Genomic DNA, 15,248 nt, shown 5'->3' with positions numbered 1-15,248 from the left:
GTCGCCCCTGCGGAGGCGGAGGCCCAGGTTTTGCGCCGTCCACCAAGCGAAATTAGGTTCCGCCTGCGCGGGAACGACGTGTCAATGAGCTGGTTTTGATGGCTGCGCCAGATCCGGCCGCCGCACGAACCCGAAGCGGCCGGGCACGTCATCCGCCGCGATCCGTCCGACGCCGATGCGCCGCTCCTGCCAGCGTAAGCTCAGCTCGCCCGCGCCGCCTTCCAGCCACGCCATCACGTCTTCATCCGTGGCGGGACGGCCGTCCAGTGCGAACGCCTGCAGCAATTGCCCCGCGTCGCGGTCGTCCACTTGCGCGATCGTCTGGCCGGCACGCAGCACGATGCCGCCGGCGTCCGTCAGGAACGCCTCGTCCGGCGCGCCCAGCGGTTGACCCGTGTGCAGCACCAGCCCCTGCGCGGGATCGGTGCGCGCGATGAAGGGCGTCGTCTCGAGGTTGATGTAGACGCGCTGCGGACCGTTCTGGAAATACCAGCAGCCGCGCTCGTCCGCTAAATAATTGCGGGCGATGAAGCCGACCAGCGCGGCATTCGTCAGCTTGTCGCCCGGTGTGCCCGCGCGCTGGGCCGCTTCGTCGCGCATGCGCCAAGTGCCGCGCGCGTCCAGTGCCAGCCAGCCGTAGCAGTACGGCACGTTCGGCCATTTGGCCATTGCTTGTTTTACGATGTCGTCCATGGGTTCAAGCTTGGCACAGCCGCACAGGCGCCGGCGCGCGCATGGCCGTGTCGTCGAAAAATTTCAGGATGCGTTGCGGCAGCCAGTCCAAGCGGCCAGGGAAGGGGCCCGTGGAAAAGCCGACATGGCCGCCCGTCGCCGGATATTCCAGCGTCACCGCGGGCGCGGCCGTCCGCGGCAGGTGGCGGCCGGGCAGGAACGGGTCGTTGCGCGCGTTCAGCACGAGCGTCGGGACGACGATGTCGTGCAGGACGTGGCGCGCGCTGGCGCGGTGCCAGTAGTCGTCCGTGTCGCGGTAGCCGTGCAGCGGAGCGGTGACGACGTTGTCGAAACTGTATAAATCGTTTGCGGCGAGCAGCCGGTCGCGGTCGAACAGGCCGGGGAAGCGCTCCAGCTTGGCCAGCGCCTTCGGTTTCAAGGTCTGCAGGAACATGCGCGTGTACAGGCGGTTGAAGCCGGACGACAGCGCGGCGCCGCCGGCCGCCAGGTCGAGCGGGGCGGAGATGGACACGGCCGCGTCGACGATGCCCGCGCCATGGCGCTGTTCGCCGAGCCAGCGCAGCAGGGCGTTCCCGCCGAGCGACACGCCGGCCACGTAGAACGGACCGGGATAACGGGGACGCAGCCGGCGGATGATCCAGTCGAGTTCTTCGGCGTCGCCCGAGTGGTAGAAGCGCGGCGCCAGGTTCGCCTCGCCCGAGCAGCCGCGGAAGTGCGGGATGGCGCCATGCCAGCCGCGCGCCGCAACAAGCGCCATCAGGGAGCGCGCGTAGTGGCTGTCCGACGAGCCTTCCAGGCCGTGGAACAGCAGCACGAAGGGGACGCCGGCCGTGGCGCCGTCGACGAGGTCGACGTCGATGAAATCCTGGCCGCAGGGCGTGTCCCAGCGCTCGCGCCGGTAGGCGACGGCCGGTTTGCGGATGCAGACGGCCGGATAAATCGTCTGCAGATCACCGCCCGGCAGCCACCAGGGGGCCCGGAAGTCTGCTGCGCCCGCTTGGTTCACGGCAAGCTCCCGGTAGAAGGGAATCAGTGATGCGCCAGCACCGTGCCCGGCTTCAGGCGGTACTGGGTGCCGCAGTACGGGCACTTGGCATTGCCGTCATGATCGAAATCCAGGAAGACGCGCGGGTGGGACGACCACAGCGGCATGGCCGGGTTCGGGCAATAAGCCGGCAGGTCCTTCGCTTCCAGTTCCACGACCGGGATGGTCTTGTCGTTCATTGATTTCTCCGTCAACTAGTTTGGCAAGGGGAATTCCGGACCGGACTGTGCAGGCTTGCCATGCGCACGGTATTTACTTACCTTAGCTATCCATGGCGCTCCGGCGTCGCTCGCCCGGTATCTCGGCATTCCCAAAACCACGATTCTAACGGATTCGACCTGATTGCCGGAATGGTCCGGTAGAATAGCGGCCTTAACACTGTTGAGTAGAATTCCGGCAAGGAAATCTTCACGCTTTTTCACCACATCGTTTCATGTCCGAACGTCGCCCGTCCGCCATGCCTGTTTTCCGTTTTTGTTGCAGGAACGCGACATGAACGGAGCACGCCTGGACCCGGGCATGGAACGTGGCAACGACGTCGACGGCCATGACCCGGCGGCCTGGCGCGAAGGCTTCCAGGTCGGCCTGCCGACGCTGTTCGGCCTCGGCGCGTGGGGCATGGTGGTCGGGGTCGCGATGGTCAAGAGCGGCCTCACCGTGCTGCAGGCCAGCGCCATGACCCTCGTCGTGTATTCCGGCTCGGCCCAGCTGGCGTCGCTGCCACTGATCGCCGCCGGCGCGCCCGTCGGGGTCATCTTCGCCACCGCCTTCGTCGTCAACCTGCGTTTCGTCATTTTCTCCGCGCTGCTCGCGCCCCATTTCTCGCAACTGCCGCTGTTCCAGCGTTTTTATCTCGGTCATATCTCCGGCGACCTGACGACCGCGCTCTTCCTGCAGCGCTACCCCCGGACGGCGCCCGAACGGGGCAAGCTGTCGTTCCTCAAGGGCTTGCTGTATCCGAGCTGGGTCGCCTGGCAGGTCGGCACGTTCGTCGGCATCTTCCTGGGCAGCGCCGTCCCGACCGAATGGCAGCTGGGGTTTGCCGGCACGCTCGCCATCCTGTGCATCCTGGTGCCCCTGATCATCAACGGCGCCGCCCTGTGCGGCGTGCTCGTGGCGAGCATCGTGTCGGTGCTGGCGCATGGTTTGCCATACAAGCTCGGCTTGCTGGTCGCGGTGCTGGTCGGCATGGTTACCGCCATCGTCGTCGAGGAAACGCGCGGACGCCGCAAGGTGGGCCATGGCTGACTGGGACATCTGGACCGTCATCGCCGTGCTGGGCGTGGCCACGGCCAGCACCCGCAGCGCCTTGTGGATGGTGGGCCACCGCGTGACGATTCCCCGGCGCGTGCAGGAAATGCTGCGCTTTGCGCCGGCCTGCGCGCTGGCCGCGATCGTCGCTCCGGACTTCATGCTGGGACCGCAAGGCGACATCCAGCTGGCCGTCACGAACCCGAAATTGTTGGCCGGTATCGTTGCGCTGGCCTATTACCTGTGGCGGCGGAACATGTTGCAAACCATCGTAGTCGGCATGCTGGTATTCACTGTCCTGCGCGTTTCTGATGTTTTCCACAACGGCCTCTAAGGTAAAATAGCGTTTTTTAAACATTCCACCGACTGTGACAATGGCCGTTCTCAATTTCACCCGCTTGCAAGACCTGATCGACCAAGGCGCGCTTAAGGCTAAGCGCGTCTTCATCCGCGCGGACCTGAACGTTCCTCAGGACGACGCCGGCAACATTACAGAAGACACGCGCGTGCGCGCTTCGGTTCCCGCGATCCGCGCTGCGCTTGATGCGGGTGCGGCCGTGATGGTCACGTCGCACCTGGGCCGCCCGACCGAAGGCGAGTTCAAGCCGGAAGACAGCCTGGCGCCGGTCGCCAAGCGCCTGTCCGAGCTGCTCGGCCAGCCGGTCGAGCTGAAGCAGAACTGGGTCGATGGCGTCGATGTCGCGCCGGGCCAGGTCGTGTTGCTGGAAAACTGCCGCGTCAACAAGGGCGAGAAGAAGAATTCGGACGAGCTGGCCCAGAAGATGGCCAAGCTGTGCGACATCTATGTGAACGATGCCTTCGGCACCGCGCACCGCGCCGAAGCGACCACGCACGGCATCGCGAAGTTCGCGCCGGTGGTCGCCGCCGGTCCGCTGCTGGCGGCCGAGCTGGACGCGCTGGGCAAGGCGCTGGGCGCACCGCAGCGTCCGCTGCTGGCCATCGTCGCCGGTTCCAAGGTGTCGACCAAGCTGTCGATCCTGCAGAGCCTGGCCGACAAGGTCGACAACCTGATCGTCGGCGGCGGCATCGCCAACACGTTCATGAAGGCCGTGGGCCTGAACATCGGCAAATCGCTCGCGGAAGCGGACCTCGTCTTTGAGGCGAAATCCATCATCGACAAGATGGCCGCCCGTGGCGCGACGGTGCCGATCCCGGTGGACGTCGTGTGCGCGAAGGAATTCTCGCCGACGGCCGCCGCGACCATCAAGGACGTCAAGGATGTGGCCGACGACGACATGATCCTCGACATCGGCCCGAAGACCGCGGCCCAGCTGGCCGAGCAGATCGGCAAGGCCGGCACCATCGTGTGGAACGGCCCGGTCGGCGTGTTCGAGTTCGACCAGTTCGCGGAAGGCACGAAGACCCTGGCCGCGGCCATCGCCGCCTCGAAGGCCTTCTCGATCGCCGGCGGCGGCGACACCCTGGCCGCGATCGCAAAATACAATATTGCCGACCAGATCGGCTATATCTCGACCGGCGGCGGCGCCTTCCTCGAGTTCCTCGAAGGTAAGACGCTGCCGGCTGTGGAGATCCTGCTGCAGCGTAGCGCTGCGAAATAACACCTCACGGTCACCAGCGCAGTCCACGGGCTGCGCTTTTCACTTCAAGGATAGATCAATGTCTCGTGGTACCAAGATCGTCGCAACCATCGGCCCCGCTTCCTCCGACTTCGATACGCTCGTCCGCATGATCCGTGCAGGCGTGGACATCGTGCGTTTGAACTTTTCGCACGGCCGCGCCCAGGACCACATCGACCGCGCCAACCTGGTGCGTCGCGCCGCCGCCGAGTGCGGTCGCGAAGTGGCGATCATGGCCGACATGCAGGGTCCGAAAATCCGCGTCGGCAAGTTCGAAGAAGGCAAGATCCTGCTGAACAATGGTGACCGTTTCATTCTCGACGCCCGCTGGGGCGAGAACGGCGAGCTGGGTAACCAGGAGCGCGTCGGCCTCGACTACAAGGCCCTGCCGAACGACGTCCGCCCGGGCGACACGCTGCTGCTGAACGACGGCCTGATCGTGCTGATCGTCGAGCGCGTGGCCGGCAGCGAGATCCACACCATCGTCAAGGTGGGCGGCGACCTGTCCAACAACAAGGGCATCAACCGCATGGGCGGCGGCCTGACGGCGCCCGCGCTGACCGCGAAGGACATGGAAGACATCAAGACCGCGATGACCTTCCAGGCCGATTATCTGGCGATCTCGTTCCCGAAGACGGCGACCGACATGGAAATGGCGCGCCAGCTGGCGAACATCGCCGGCGAGCCGTCGGGCCACAAGCCGATGATGATCGCGAAGATCGAGCGCGCGGAAGCGATTCCGGTGCTGCAGGAAATCCTGGACGCCTCCGACGGCATCATGGTCGCCCGCGGCGACCTCGCCGTCGAAGTGGGCAACGCGGCCGTGCCGGCGCTGCAGAAGCGCATGATCCGCATGGCGCGCGATTCCAACAAGCTGGCCATCACCGCCACGCAGATGATGGAATCGATGATCGTCAACGCCGTGCCGACCCGCGCCGAAGTGTCGGACGTGGCGAACGCCGTGCTGGACGGCACCGACGCCGTGATGACGTCGGCCGAGACCGCCGCCGGCAAGTGGCCGGTCGAGACGGTCGAGATGATGTCCGCGATCTGCGTCGAAGCGGAGCGTTCCGAATACAACAAACTCGAAGCCGACTTCCTGAACGTGCAGTTCACCCGCATCGACCAGTCGATCGCGTACGGCGCCCTGTTCACCGCGCACCACCTGCGCGTGAAGGCGATCGTGGCGCTGACCGAATCCGGTTCGACCGCGCTGTGGATGAGCCGTCACCACGTCGACACCCCGATTTATGCCCTGACGCCAAGCGTCACCACCCAGCGCAAGGTATCGCTGTATCGTAACGTGCATGCGTACCACCTGACTCAGCGCGGCGACAGCGCCGCCGTCCTGAAACAGGCGGAAGACCTGATGGTGGCCAACGGCATCGTCAAGAAGGGCGACATGATCGTCGTCACGTGGGGCGAGCCGATGGGCCAGGTCGGCGGTACGAACGCATTGAAGATCGTTCGCGTCGGGGAATTTGATTAAGAGGGAGCTCAACACCTGAGCGCGCGGCCGCAACCCGCGGCCGCGCCGCATGTCGAACGAAAGATGTGCATGGCTGACGCGCCTGTCGCGCGAGGCCAGGCGCATGCGCGCGCAGCAGGTGTGAGACCCGGAAAGGTTTCTTTATTCCTATGGAGCTAAACCATGGCACTCGTATCAATGCGTCAACTGCTGGACCACGCCGCCGAACACGGCTACGGCCTCCCGGCGTTTAACGTCAACAACCTGGAACAGGTCCAGGCCATCATGGCCGCGGCCGACCAGACCGGCAGCCCGGTGATCATGCAGGCCTCGGCCGGCGCCCGCAAATATGCCGGCGAAGCCTTCCTGCGCCACCTGATCGACGCCGCCGTCGAAGCCTACCCGCACATCCCGGTCGTGATGCACCAGGACCACGGCCAGTCGCCCGCCGTCTGCATGGCCGCGATCCGTTCCGGCTTCACGTCCGTCATGATGGACGGTTCGCTCGAAGCGGACGGCAAGTCCGTCGCCTCGTACGACTACAACGTCGAGGTGTCGAAGGAAGTCGTCAAGTTCGCGCACTCGATCGGCGTCACCGTCGAAGCGGAACTGGGCGTGCTCGGTTCGCTGGAAACGATGAAGGGCGACAAGGAAGACGGCCACGGCGCGGACCGCACCATGACCCGCGAAGAGCTGCTGACCGACGTCGCGCAGGCCGCCGACTTCGTCGCGCGCACCCAGTGCGACGCGCTGGCCATCGCCATCGGCACCTCGCACGGCGCCTACAAATTCACGCGCAAGCCGACCGGCGACATCCTCGCCATCGACCGCATCAAGGAAATCCACGCGCGCATCCCGAACACGCACCTCGTGATGCACGGTTCGTCGTCGGTCCCGCAGGAGCTGCTGGCCATCATCCGCGAATTCGGCGGCGACATGAAGGAAACCTATGGCGTGCCGGTCGAGGAAATCCAGGAAGGCATCAAGCACGGCGTCCGCAAGATCAATATCGACACCGACATCCGCCTGGCGATGACGGCCGCGATCCGCAAATACCTGTTCGAGAACCCGTCCAAGTTCGACCCGCGCGACTACCTGAAGCCGGCGCGCGAAGCCGCGACGCAGATCTGCAAGGCACGCTATATCTCGTTCGGCTGCGAAGGCATGGCCGCCAAGATCAAGCCGATTCCGCTGGAGAAAATGGCTGAGCGCTATAAAGCTGGCGAACTGGCGCAGATCGTTCAGTAATAGTTTGCAGTAACCCGTCGTCCCCGCGAAGGCGGGGACCCAATTTCATCAGCTGAGCCACGAAGTGGGCCCCTGCCTCCGCAGGGGCGACGGCCATTCCTGCGAGCTCATCGTTGCTTTTGACGACGATAGCGTAGGAATCACGTAAAATATCGCTTTGGCACCGGTTCTCCCAACCGCCGCCCATCCGACCGGCCCCTTCGCCGGTTTCGCTTTATCAAGATATCCCCTCTATGAAAAGCCTCTACCAATCCACTATTTCCTCCCTGCCATTGCTGGGCCATGGCAAGGTCCGTGACAACTACGCCGTCGGCGACGACAAGATCCTCATCGTCACGACCGACCGCCTGTCGGCCTTCGACGTCGTCATGAACGAACCGATTCCCGGCAAGGGCATGGTGCTGAACCAGATGAGCGATTTCTGGTTCGAAAAACTCGGCCACATCGTGCCGAACCACCTGACCGGCGTCGCGCCGGAATCCGTGGTCGCACCCGAGGAAGTGGAGCAGGTGAAAGGCCGCGCCGTCGTCGCCAAGCGCCTGAAGCCGATCCTCGTCGAAGCCGTCGTGCGCGGCTACATCATCGGTTCGGGCTGGAAGGATTACCAGGAAACCGGCGCCGTCTGCGGCATCCAGTTGCCGGCCGGCCTGCGTCAGGCCGACAAGCTGCCCGAGCCACTGTTCACCCCGGCCGCGAAAGCCGACCTGGGCGAGCACGACGAGAACATCAGCTTCGCCGACATGGAACAGCGCATCGGTTCGGAACTGGCCAACAAGATCCGCGACATCAGCATCCAGCTGTACAAGACCGCCGCCGATTACGCGGCCACGCGCGGCATCATCATCGCCGACACCAAGTTCGAATTCGGCCTGGACGAAAACGGCGTGCTGCACCTGATGGACGAAGTCCTGACCGCCGATTCCTCCCGCTTCTGGCCCGCGGATTCGTACGCGCCGGGCATGTCGCCGCCGTCGTTCGACAAGCAGTTCGTGCGCGACTACCTGGAAACGCTGAAGGACTGGAACAAGGCCCCGCCGGCGCCGCCGCTGCCGCAGGACGTCATCGACCGGACCCAGGCCAAGTATTTCGAAGCCATCGAACGCCTGACGGGCGAGAAGCTGAAGGTGTAAAGATGGCGGATCAGAACAAGCCCCTCGTGGGCGTGATCATGGGTTCCAGTTCCGACTGGGACGTGATGCAGCACGCCTGCGCCATGCTGAAGCAGTTCGGCGTGCCGTTCGAAGCGCAGGTGATCTCGGCGCACCGCATGCCGGACGAGATGTTCGCGTATGCGGAATCGGCGCGTCGCCGCGGCCTGCGCGCCATCATCGCCGGTGCCGGCGGTGCCGCGCACCTGCCGGGCATGGTGGCCGCGAAGACCGTCGTGCCGGTGCTGGGCGTGCCCGTGCCGTCGAAATACCTGCGCGGCGAAGACTCGCTGCTGTCGATCGTGCAGATGCCGAAAGGCGTGCCCGTGTCGACCTTCGCCATCGGCGAGGCCGGCGCCGCGAATGCCGCGTTGACGGCCATCGCCATCATCGCCACCACCGACGACACCCTGGCTGGCCAGCTGGAACAATTCCGCCAGCAACAGACCGCCGCCGCCAAGGCCATGACCCTGCCTGTGAACGACTGATGAGTGATATGAAGTCCCGAGCCTATCTTCCGGCCGCCGGCGAACCGGCCTGGCTGGGCGTGATGGGCGGCGGCCAGCTGGGCCGCATGTTCGCCCACGCCGCGCAGGCGATGGGCTACCGCGTGGCCGTGCTGGAGCCGTCCGACGACTGCCCGGCCGGCCAGGTGGCCGAGCGCCTCGTCGAGGCCGGCTACGAAGACGCCGCCGGCCTGGATGCGCTGGCCGCGCAATGCGTGGCCGTCACGACGGAATTCGAAAACGTCCCGGCCGCCAGCCTGTCGCGCCTCGCGCAGCAGGTGTTCGTGGCGCCCAATGCGCACGGCGTGTCCGTCGCCCAGGACCGCATCGCGGAAAAATCCTTCTTCGTCGCCTGCGCGGATAAATCCGGCGTGATGCCGGCGCCGCACAAGGTGATCGCGAGCGATGCCGACATCGACGCCATCGCCGACGACCTGCTGCCCGGCATCCTGAAAACCGTGCGCATGGGTTACGACGGCAAGGGCCAGGTGCGCGTACGCACGCGCGACGACGTCCGCGCCGCGTTCGAGTCGATGGGCCGCGTGACCTGTCTGCTGGAAAAGATGCTGCCGCTCGCGTACGAGGTGTCCGTGCTGACGGCGCGCGGGGCGGATGGCCAGTCGGTCGTCTACCCGATCGCGGAGAACGTGCACCGCGACGGCATCCTGTTCACGACGACCGTACCGGGCCCGAACGTGTCCGATGAATGCGCGCGCAAGGCGCAGGATGCGGCGCGCGTCATCGTGGCAGAGCTCGGCTATGTCGGCGTGCTGTGCATCGAATTCTTCGTGCTGGCCGACGGCTCGCTCATCGTCAACGAAATGGCGCCGCGGCCGCACAACAGCGGCCACTACACGATGGACGCGTGCATCACGAGCCAGTTCGCCCAACAAGTCCGCGCGATGGCGCAATTGCCGCTGGGCGATGTGCGCCAGCATTCGCCGGCCGTCATGCTGAACATCCTGGGCGATGTGTGGTTCGACGGCAATGGTGAGCAAGAGCGGGCCCGCGAACCCGCGTGGGACAAGGTGCTGGCGCTGCCCGGCGCCAACCTGCACCTGTACGGCAAGACGGACCCGCGCCGCGGCCGCAAGATGGGGCATGTGACGTTCGTCGCGCCCACCTTGCAGGAAGCCCAGGCGAATGTCGCGCAAGCGTGCGCCATCCTCGGGATCGCGCCGTGAATCCTGCCGTGACGGATGATGTGATCAAAGCCGCGGCGCGCGCGCTCGAGGCCGGCCGGCTCGTCGCGTTGCCGACGGAAACCGTGTACGGCCTCGGCGCCGATGCGGAAAATCCGGCCGCCGTGGCCGCGATCTATGCCGCCAAGGGCCGCCCGCAGGACCATCCCGTGATCGTGCACGTGGCCCCGGGCGCCGATCTGGACTACTGGGCCACCGATATTCCCTCGGAAGCGCGCCAGCTCGCCGACGCCTTCTGGCCCGGTCCGCTGACGATGATCTTGAAACGCGCGCCGCACATCCCGGACGCCGTCTCCGGCGGCCAGGACACGGTCGGCATCCGCTGCCCGTCGCATCCCGTCGCCATCGAACTGCTGCAGGCGTTCAAGGGCGGAAAGGGCGGCGTCGCCGCGCCGTCCGCGAACAAATTCGGCGCCGTCAGCCCGACGACGGCCCAGCACGTGCGCGACGAGTTCGGCGACGACATCGGCGAGCACGGCCGCATCGCGTTCGTGCTGGATGGCGGCCAGAGCGAGGTCGGCATCGAATCGACGATCGTGGATTTATCCCGTCTGGCGACGCACGGCCCCGTGCTGCTGCGTCCGGGCCATATCTCGCTTGACGCCATCGCGGCCGTGATCGACCAGGTGCCGGCGCGTCCCGACGCCGCGGCCCCGCGCGCGTCCGGCACGCTGGAATCGCATTACGCGCCGCATACGCCGGTCGCGATGCAGGACACGGCCACGCTGGCCGACACCTTGTCGAGGCTGCAAGGGGCAGGGCGCAAGGTCGCGCTCATTCACTATTCCGACCTGCCGGCCACGCATGCGGCCGTACGCCTGCCCGCGTCGCCCGAAGGCTTCGCGCACGCGCTGTACGCGGCGCTGCGGGCGATGGATGGGGCATCCGCCGACGTCATCCTCGTCGAGGCGCCGCCGCAGGATGGTCCATGGTCGGGCGTCAACGACCGCCTGCGCCGCGCCGCGCATGGTTCCACCGGCATCGTGCACGGGTTGATAAACAACACTACCGCGCTGTAATCCGTTCGGAATCTTCCCAAAAACGCCTGTCCGGTGCATGCTACACGGCAATCTTTGGTCCGCCTTCTGCGCGGACCTTTTGTTGTCATCCGTTAGTCGAAGGACACCCATGCGTTCCCTCTATACCCTGGCCTGCAGCCTGGGGCTTGGCTATTTGCTTGCCGCTTGCAGCGGCGGCACCACCGCCGGCGGCACGCCCGCCGGCGTCACGAATCCGGACCCGCTGCCCGTCGCGACGCGCGGCAGCCTCGTGGGGCAGGCCGCCTCCGTGGCCGTCAATGTCGGCGGCGCCAGTCTGCCCACCCTGACCCCCACCGTGCTGGCCGGCTTCCTCGAAGCGGCGCAGCAGGGCACCCTGGCCGTCGCGGGCCAGCCGCAGTGCTCGGTGTCCGTGTATCGCGTGCACTACAACACGATCGGCGGCGCCGGCGAAACGACGGACGCCACTGCCGCCGTCTTCGTGCCCACCGGCGGTGGCAACTCGTGCAGCAATTCGCGGCCCGTCGTGCTGTATGCGCACGGCACGTCGTTGCAAAAATCGTATGACATGGCCGACATTGCCAACAACGCAGAAGCGCGCCTGGCGGCGGCCGTGTTCGCGGCCCAGGGTTTCATCGTCGTCGCGCCGAACTATACGGGTTACAGCGGCTCTTCGCTCGGCTATCACCCTTACCTCGACCGCATCGCGCAGGCCGCCGACATGATCGACGCGCTGCGCGCCGCGCGCACCTCGTTCACGGCAATCGGCGCCAAGGATTCCGGCAAGCTGATGGTCACCGGCTATTCGCAAGGCGGCTATGTCGCGATGGCCACGCAGCGCGCCATGCAAGACCTGGGGACGAACGAGTTCAACCTGACGGCGGCGTCCGGCATGTCGGGCCCGTACGCGCTCGCCCGTTTCGGCGACGACCTGTTCGGCGGCGCGCCGCGCAATGGCGCCACCGTGATCGTGCCGATGATCGTCAATGCCGCCCAGCACGCCAGCGCCGCGCTGTACACGACACCGTCCGACATCTACGAGGCGCAGTATGCGTCCACGATTGCCGACCTGATTCCGGGCAGCCTCGGCAGCAGCGACCTCGTCGGCCAGGGCAGGCTGCCCGCGACCGCGTTGTTCGCCGTCGACTCGCAGCCGCAGACGGCCGGCTACACGCAGTATTTCGGCGCCAATAACCTGATCCGCACGGCTTACCGCAACGGCTATCTGGCCGACCTGGCGTCGCATCCGTGCGACCAGAGCGCGACGGCGCCGCTGTCCTGCGCGCCGGCCCACAACCTGCGCAAGTGGCTTGTACGCAACGATCTGCGCAGCTATATGCCGAACGTTCCGACGATGTTGTGCGGCGGCCATGCCGACCCGGTCGTGCCGTTTTTCAACGCGACATCGGCAGCGAGCTATTTCAGCGCACGCGGCAGCAATGTCACGCTGCTGGACATCGACGACACGCCCGGCCTGAACGACCCGTACCGCTCGGCCAAGGCCGGCTTCGTGGCGGCCAAGGCGCTCCTGCGCGCGGCCTCGGGCGACGACGCCGTGTCGTCGGCTTACCACGCCGGCCTCGTGGCGCCGTTTTGCATGGCCGCGACACGCGATTATTTTCAATCAACATTGTCACATTGAGGTAAAAACGAGCCGGCGGCGTTGCTATAATCGGCCGCTGCCGGCCTTGTCCCTACCCCAACAATCGGAGGTGTTGTTGCCGGCGCACGACAAAGGTTTTCGCTATACAACGGTGTCGAACACTGGCATATTAGTCAAGACACGAATAGCACGGCCGTTCGTTGCATAAGAAAAATTTCTTTAGGAGACACAATGCGTAAGACCTCATTCGCGCTTGCACTGGTGACCGCCGCCGTCCTGTCGGCCTGCGGCGGCAGCAGCACCAGCCCCCGTGCCGGCGACCAGACCCCGGCCACTAAGTTCAGCGCCCAGGTATCGTTCGGCGACAGCCTGTCGGACGTCGGCACCTATGCCGTCGGCGGCGTGAAGGCACTGGGCGGTGGCAAGTTCACGATCAACGGCGACAACACGTCGATCAGCCCCGACCTCACGGGCAAGAACTGGACCGAATTCGTCGCAGCCCAACTGAAGCTGCCGGCCCCGTGCCCGGCCCAGACCGGCCTGCAGGGCGACGCGACCAAGGGCTTTGCCGTGCCCGTCACGTTCAACACCAACTGCCTGAACTATGCGCAAGGCGGCTCGCGCGTGATCAATCCGATCGGCCCCGGCAACGCGGCCACGGGCTCGCCGCTGGGCCAGACGACCGTACCGGTGGTGACGCAGATCGCGAACCACCTGGCGAAGAGCGGCGGCAAGTTCAGCGGCACCGAGCTGGTGACCGTCCTGGCCGGCGGTAACGACATCCTGTTCCTGATGGGCCAACTGTCGGCCAGCGCCACCGCCGCCGGCACCACGGCCGGCTCGCAAGCCTTCGCCGTCTCGCTGACGACGCAACTGGCCGCCGGTGCCACGAACCCGGCCACCGCGGCGCAATCGATCGGCCTGGCGATCCAGACTGAAGCGGCGCGTGCCGGCCACACCGACGCGTCCGTCGTGCAGGCCGCCGTCACCGCGGCCGTCATGGCCGGCAATACTGCGGCTGCCCAGGCCACCGTGTACGGCCCGATGGTCGACAAGGCCAAGGCCGATTCGCTGGCCGCCGGCCAGAAGGCGGGCGCCGACTACCTGACCGCCAATGCCGCGGGCGTCGTCACCGCGATGGCCACCGCGGGCGGCCAGCTGGCGGCCCTCGTCAAGACGCAGATCGTCGCCAAGGGCGCGAACTACGTCGTCGTGAACAACTTGCCGGACGTGGCTTCGACGCCGTCGGGCAGATCGCAGCCGGCTGCCGTCCAGTCCCTGATCAAGACGGCCGTCGATGCTTTCAACGCCCAGCTGAAGGTCGGCGTCGCGAACGAACCGAAGGTCCTGTACGTCGACCTGTGGAGCGTCAGCCACGACGAAGTCATCAACCCGGCGCCGTACGGCCTGTCGAACACGTCGACCCCGGCCTGCGGCCCGAACGCGCTGGGCACCACGTCGCTCGTCTGCAACGCGAAGAACGTGATCGCCGGCGACGTCAGCCACTACATGTTCGCCGACGACGTGCACCCGACCCCGTTCGAGAACTGGCTGATCGCACGCTACGTCCTCGAGCAGATGGCCACGAAGGGCTGGCTGTAATCCTCACATAGGGGACTTCGAAAAACCGTCGCGAGCATCGCAACACGACAGTGCAACGCGCAGCAGGTTTTTCGACGTTCCCGACCAGCCCGTCCGCGCGGACGGGCCATCCATAAGAATCAGGAGATAACATGAAAGTAAGTTCCAACGTCGTGAAACTGCTGGTGGCCGCAGGCGCGCTCGCCGTGGCGGGCAGCGCTGCGGCACAGGCCAAGGGGCAGTGGGCCGTGTCGGTCGGCGCCACCCAGATCACCCCGCACGTGGAAAGCGGTGCGATTACCGCGCCGGCCCTGCCGAACTCGCTGGGCGACGTCGGCAAGGACACGGAACCGGTGATCGTGGTCAACTACGGCATCACCGACAACATCACCGGCGAATTCACCTTCGCCACGCCGTACAAGCACAGCCTGTACGGCGCGGGCGCCATTGCCGGCACGGGCGAGCTGGGTACGGTGCAAGCCTTGCCGCCGACCGCGTTCGTGCAATACCGTTTCTTCGAGCCGACCGCGGCCTTCCGTCCTTACGTCGGCCTGGGCGTGACCTATGCCTACTTCTACAAGGAAACCGGCTCGTTCCGCATGACGGCGCTGACGAACCCGGGCGGTCCGGCGACGACGTTCAGCATCGACAACAAGTGGACCGTGTCGGGCCAGGTCGGCGCCGTCTGGAATTTCAATCAGAAATGGTTCCTCAACGCCGCGCTCGTGAAGACCCGCCTGCGTACCGACGTGCACTTCTCCACGCATCAGGGCCAGCACATGAAGCTGGATCCGAACTCGACCGTGCTGACGCTGGGCTACAAGTTCTGAGCTTGCCGCCAGCATAAAAAAAACCGCCCTCGTGGCGGTTTTTTTTCGTAGGGTGGACGGCTTGCCGTCCACCTACC

General features: G+C 65.8%; 15 protein-coding genes. 12 read left to right on the top strand and 3 right to left on the bottom strand.

The window, feature by feature from the left end; translation table 11 throughout:
• Positions 1-81: 81 nt before the first annotated feature.
• Genes BVG12_RS17100 through BVG12_RS17090 form a run of 3 tightly spaced genes read right to left on the bottom strand, consistent with a single transcriptional unit; the run spans position 82 to position 1,917 of the window.
• A complete protein-coding gene (locus BVG12_RS17100) occupies positions 82-693 on the bottom strand; it encodes a DUF2946 family protein (protein WP_075793445.1) in 612 nt (203 codons plus the stop codon).
• 4 nt (positions 694-697) lie between these two features.
• Positions 698-1,699, bottom strand: coding sequence for a YheT family hydrolase (locus BVG12_RS17095; RefSeq protein WP_075793444.1), 1,002 nt, complete (start codon positions 1,697-1,699; stop codon positions 698-700).
• A gap of 23 nt (positions 1,700-1,722) precedes the next feature.
• Positions 1,723-1,917 (bottom strand): zinc-finger domain-containing protein, encoded by a 195-nt coding sequence (locus tag BVG12_RS17090; protein ID WP_036236204.1) that lies wholly within the window; start codon positions 1,915-1,917, stop codon positions 1,723-1,725.
• A 313-nt stretch (positions 1,918-2,230) separates the two neighbouring features.
• Here BVG12_RS17090 and BVG12_RS17085 point away from each other — a divergent pair, with 313 nt between their 5' ends.
• The 12 genes from BVG12_RS17085 to BVG12_RS17030 all read left to right on the top strand — a co-directional run bounded on the left by BVG12_RS17085 (position 2,231) and on the right by BVG12_RS17030 (position 15,171).
• Complete coding sequence (locus BVG12_RS17085; RefSeq protein WP_229503906.1) at positions 2,231-2,986, top strand: AzlC family ABC transporter permease; 756 nt, start codon at positions 2,231-2,233, stop codon at positions 2,984-2,986.
• On the top strand, positions 2,979-3,323 hold the full coding sequence (locus BVG12_RS17080) for an AzlD domain-containing protein (protein WP_075793443.1): 345 nt from the start codon (positions 2,979-2,981) through the stop codon (positions 3,321-3,323). Before BVG12_RS17085 ends, BVG12_RS17080 begins: the two co-directional genes overlap by 8 nt.
• 40 nt (positions 3,324-3,363) lie before the next feature.
• Positions 3,364-4,569 carry a phosphoglycerate kinase gene (locus BVG12_RS17075; RefSeq protein ID WP_075793442.1) on the top strand — a complete coding sequence of 402 codons (1,206 nt, stop codon included), beginning with the start codon at positions 3,364-3,366 and terminating at the stop codon, positions 4,567-4,569.
• 58 nt (positions 4,570-4,627) lie between these two features.
• Positions 4,628-6,076, top strand: coding sequence for a pyruvate kinase (pyk, locus tag BVG12_RS17070; RefSeq protein ID WP_075793441.1), 1,449 nt, complete (start codon positions 4,628-4,630; stop codon positions 6,074-6,076).
• 162 nt (positions 6,077-6,238) lie between these two features.
• Complete coding sequence (fba, locus tag BVG12_RS17065) at positions 6,239-7,303, top strand: class II fructose-bisphosphate aldolase (RefSeq protein WP_056124652.1); 1,065 nt, start codon at positions 6,239-6,241, stop codon at positions 7,301-7,303.
• A 233-nt stretch (positions 7,304-7,536) separates the two neighbouring features.
• Entirely contained in the window at positions 7,537-8,433 is an 897-nt protein-coding gene (locus BVG12_RS17060; RefSeq protein ID WP_075793440.1) for a phosphoribosylaminoimidazolesuccinocarboxamide synthase, read from the top strand.
• 2 nt (positions 8,434-8,435) lie between these two features.
• Complete coding sequence (gene purE, locus BVG12_RS17055; RefSeq protein WP_075793439.1) at positions 8,436-8,939, top strand: 5-(carboxyamino)imidazole ribonucleotide mutase; 504 nt, start codon at positions 8,436-8,438, stop codon at positions 8,937-8,939.
• 8 nt (positions 8,940-8,947) lie between these two features.
• Positions 8,948-10,141 carry a 5-(carboxyamino)imidazole ribonucleotide synthase gene (locus BVG12_RS17050; RefSeq protein ID WP_370662840.1) on the top strand — a complete coding sequence of 398 codons (1,194 nt, stop codon included), beginning with the start codon at positions 8,948-8,950 and terminating at the stop codon, positions 10,139-10,141.
• Complete coding sequence (locus BVG12_RS17045; RefSeq protein WP_075796418.1) at positions 10,138-11,178, top strand: L-threonylcarbamoyladenylate synthase; 1,041 nt, start codon at positions 10,138-10,140, stop codon at positions 11,176-11,178. Before BVG12_RS17050 ends, BVG12_RS17045 begins: the two co-directional genes overlap by 4 nt.
• A 109-nt stretch (positions 11,179-11,287) precedes the next feature.
• A complete protein-coding gene (locus tag BVG12_RS17040; protein WP_075793437.1) occupies positions 11,288-12,799 on the top strand; it encodes an alpha/beta hydrolase family protein in 1,512 nt (503 codons plus the stop codon).
• Between the two features lie 192 nt (positions 12,800-12,991).
• On the top strand, positions 12,992-14,362 hold the full coding sequence (locus BVG12_RS17035) for an SGNH/GDSL hydrolase family protein (protein ID WP_075793436.1): 1,371 nt from the start codon (positions 12,992-12,994) through the stop codon (positions 14,360-14,362).
• Positions 14,363-14,493: 131 nt separating this feature from the next.
• Positions 14,494-15,171, top strand: a complete 678-nt coding sequence (locus BVG12_RS17030) for an OmpW/AlkL family protein (protein ID WP_075793435.1) — start codon at positions 14,494-14,496, stop codon at positions 15,169-15,171.
• Positions 15,172-15,248: the final 77 nt, after the last annotated feature.

Source organism: Massilia putida (assembly GCF_001941825.1).
Lineage (GTDB): Bacteria > Pseudomonadota > Gammaproteobacteria > Burkholderiales > Burkholderiaceae_D > Telluria > Telluria putida.
The sequence above is the reverse complement of the archived record's forward strand: the minus strand, read 5'-3'. Positions and strand labels throughout refer to the sequence as shown.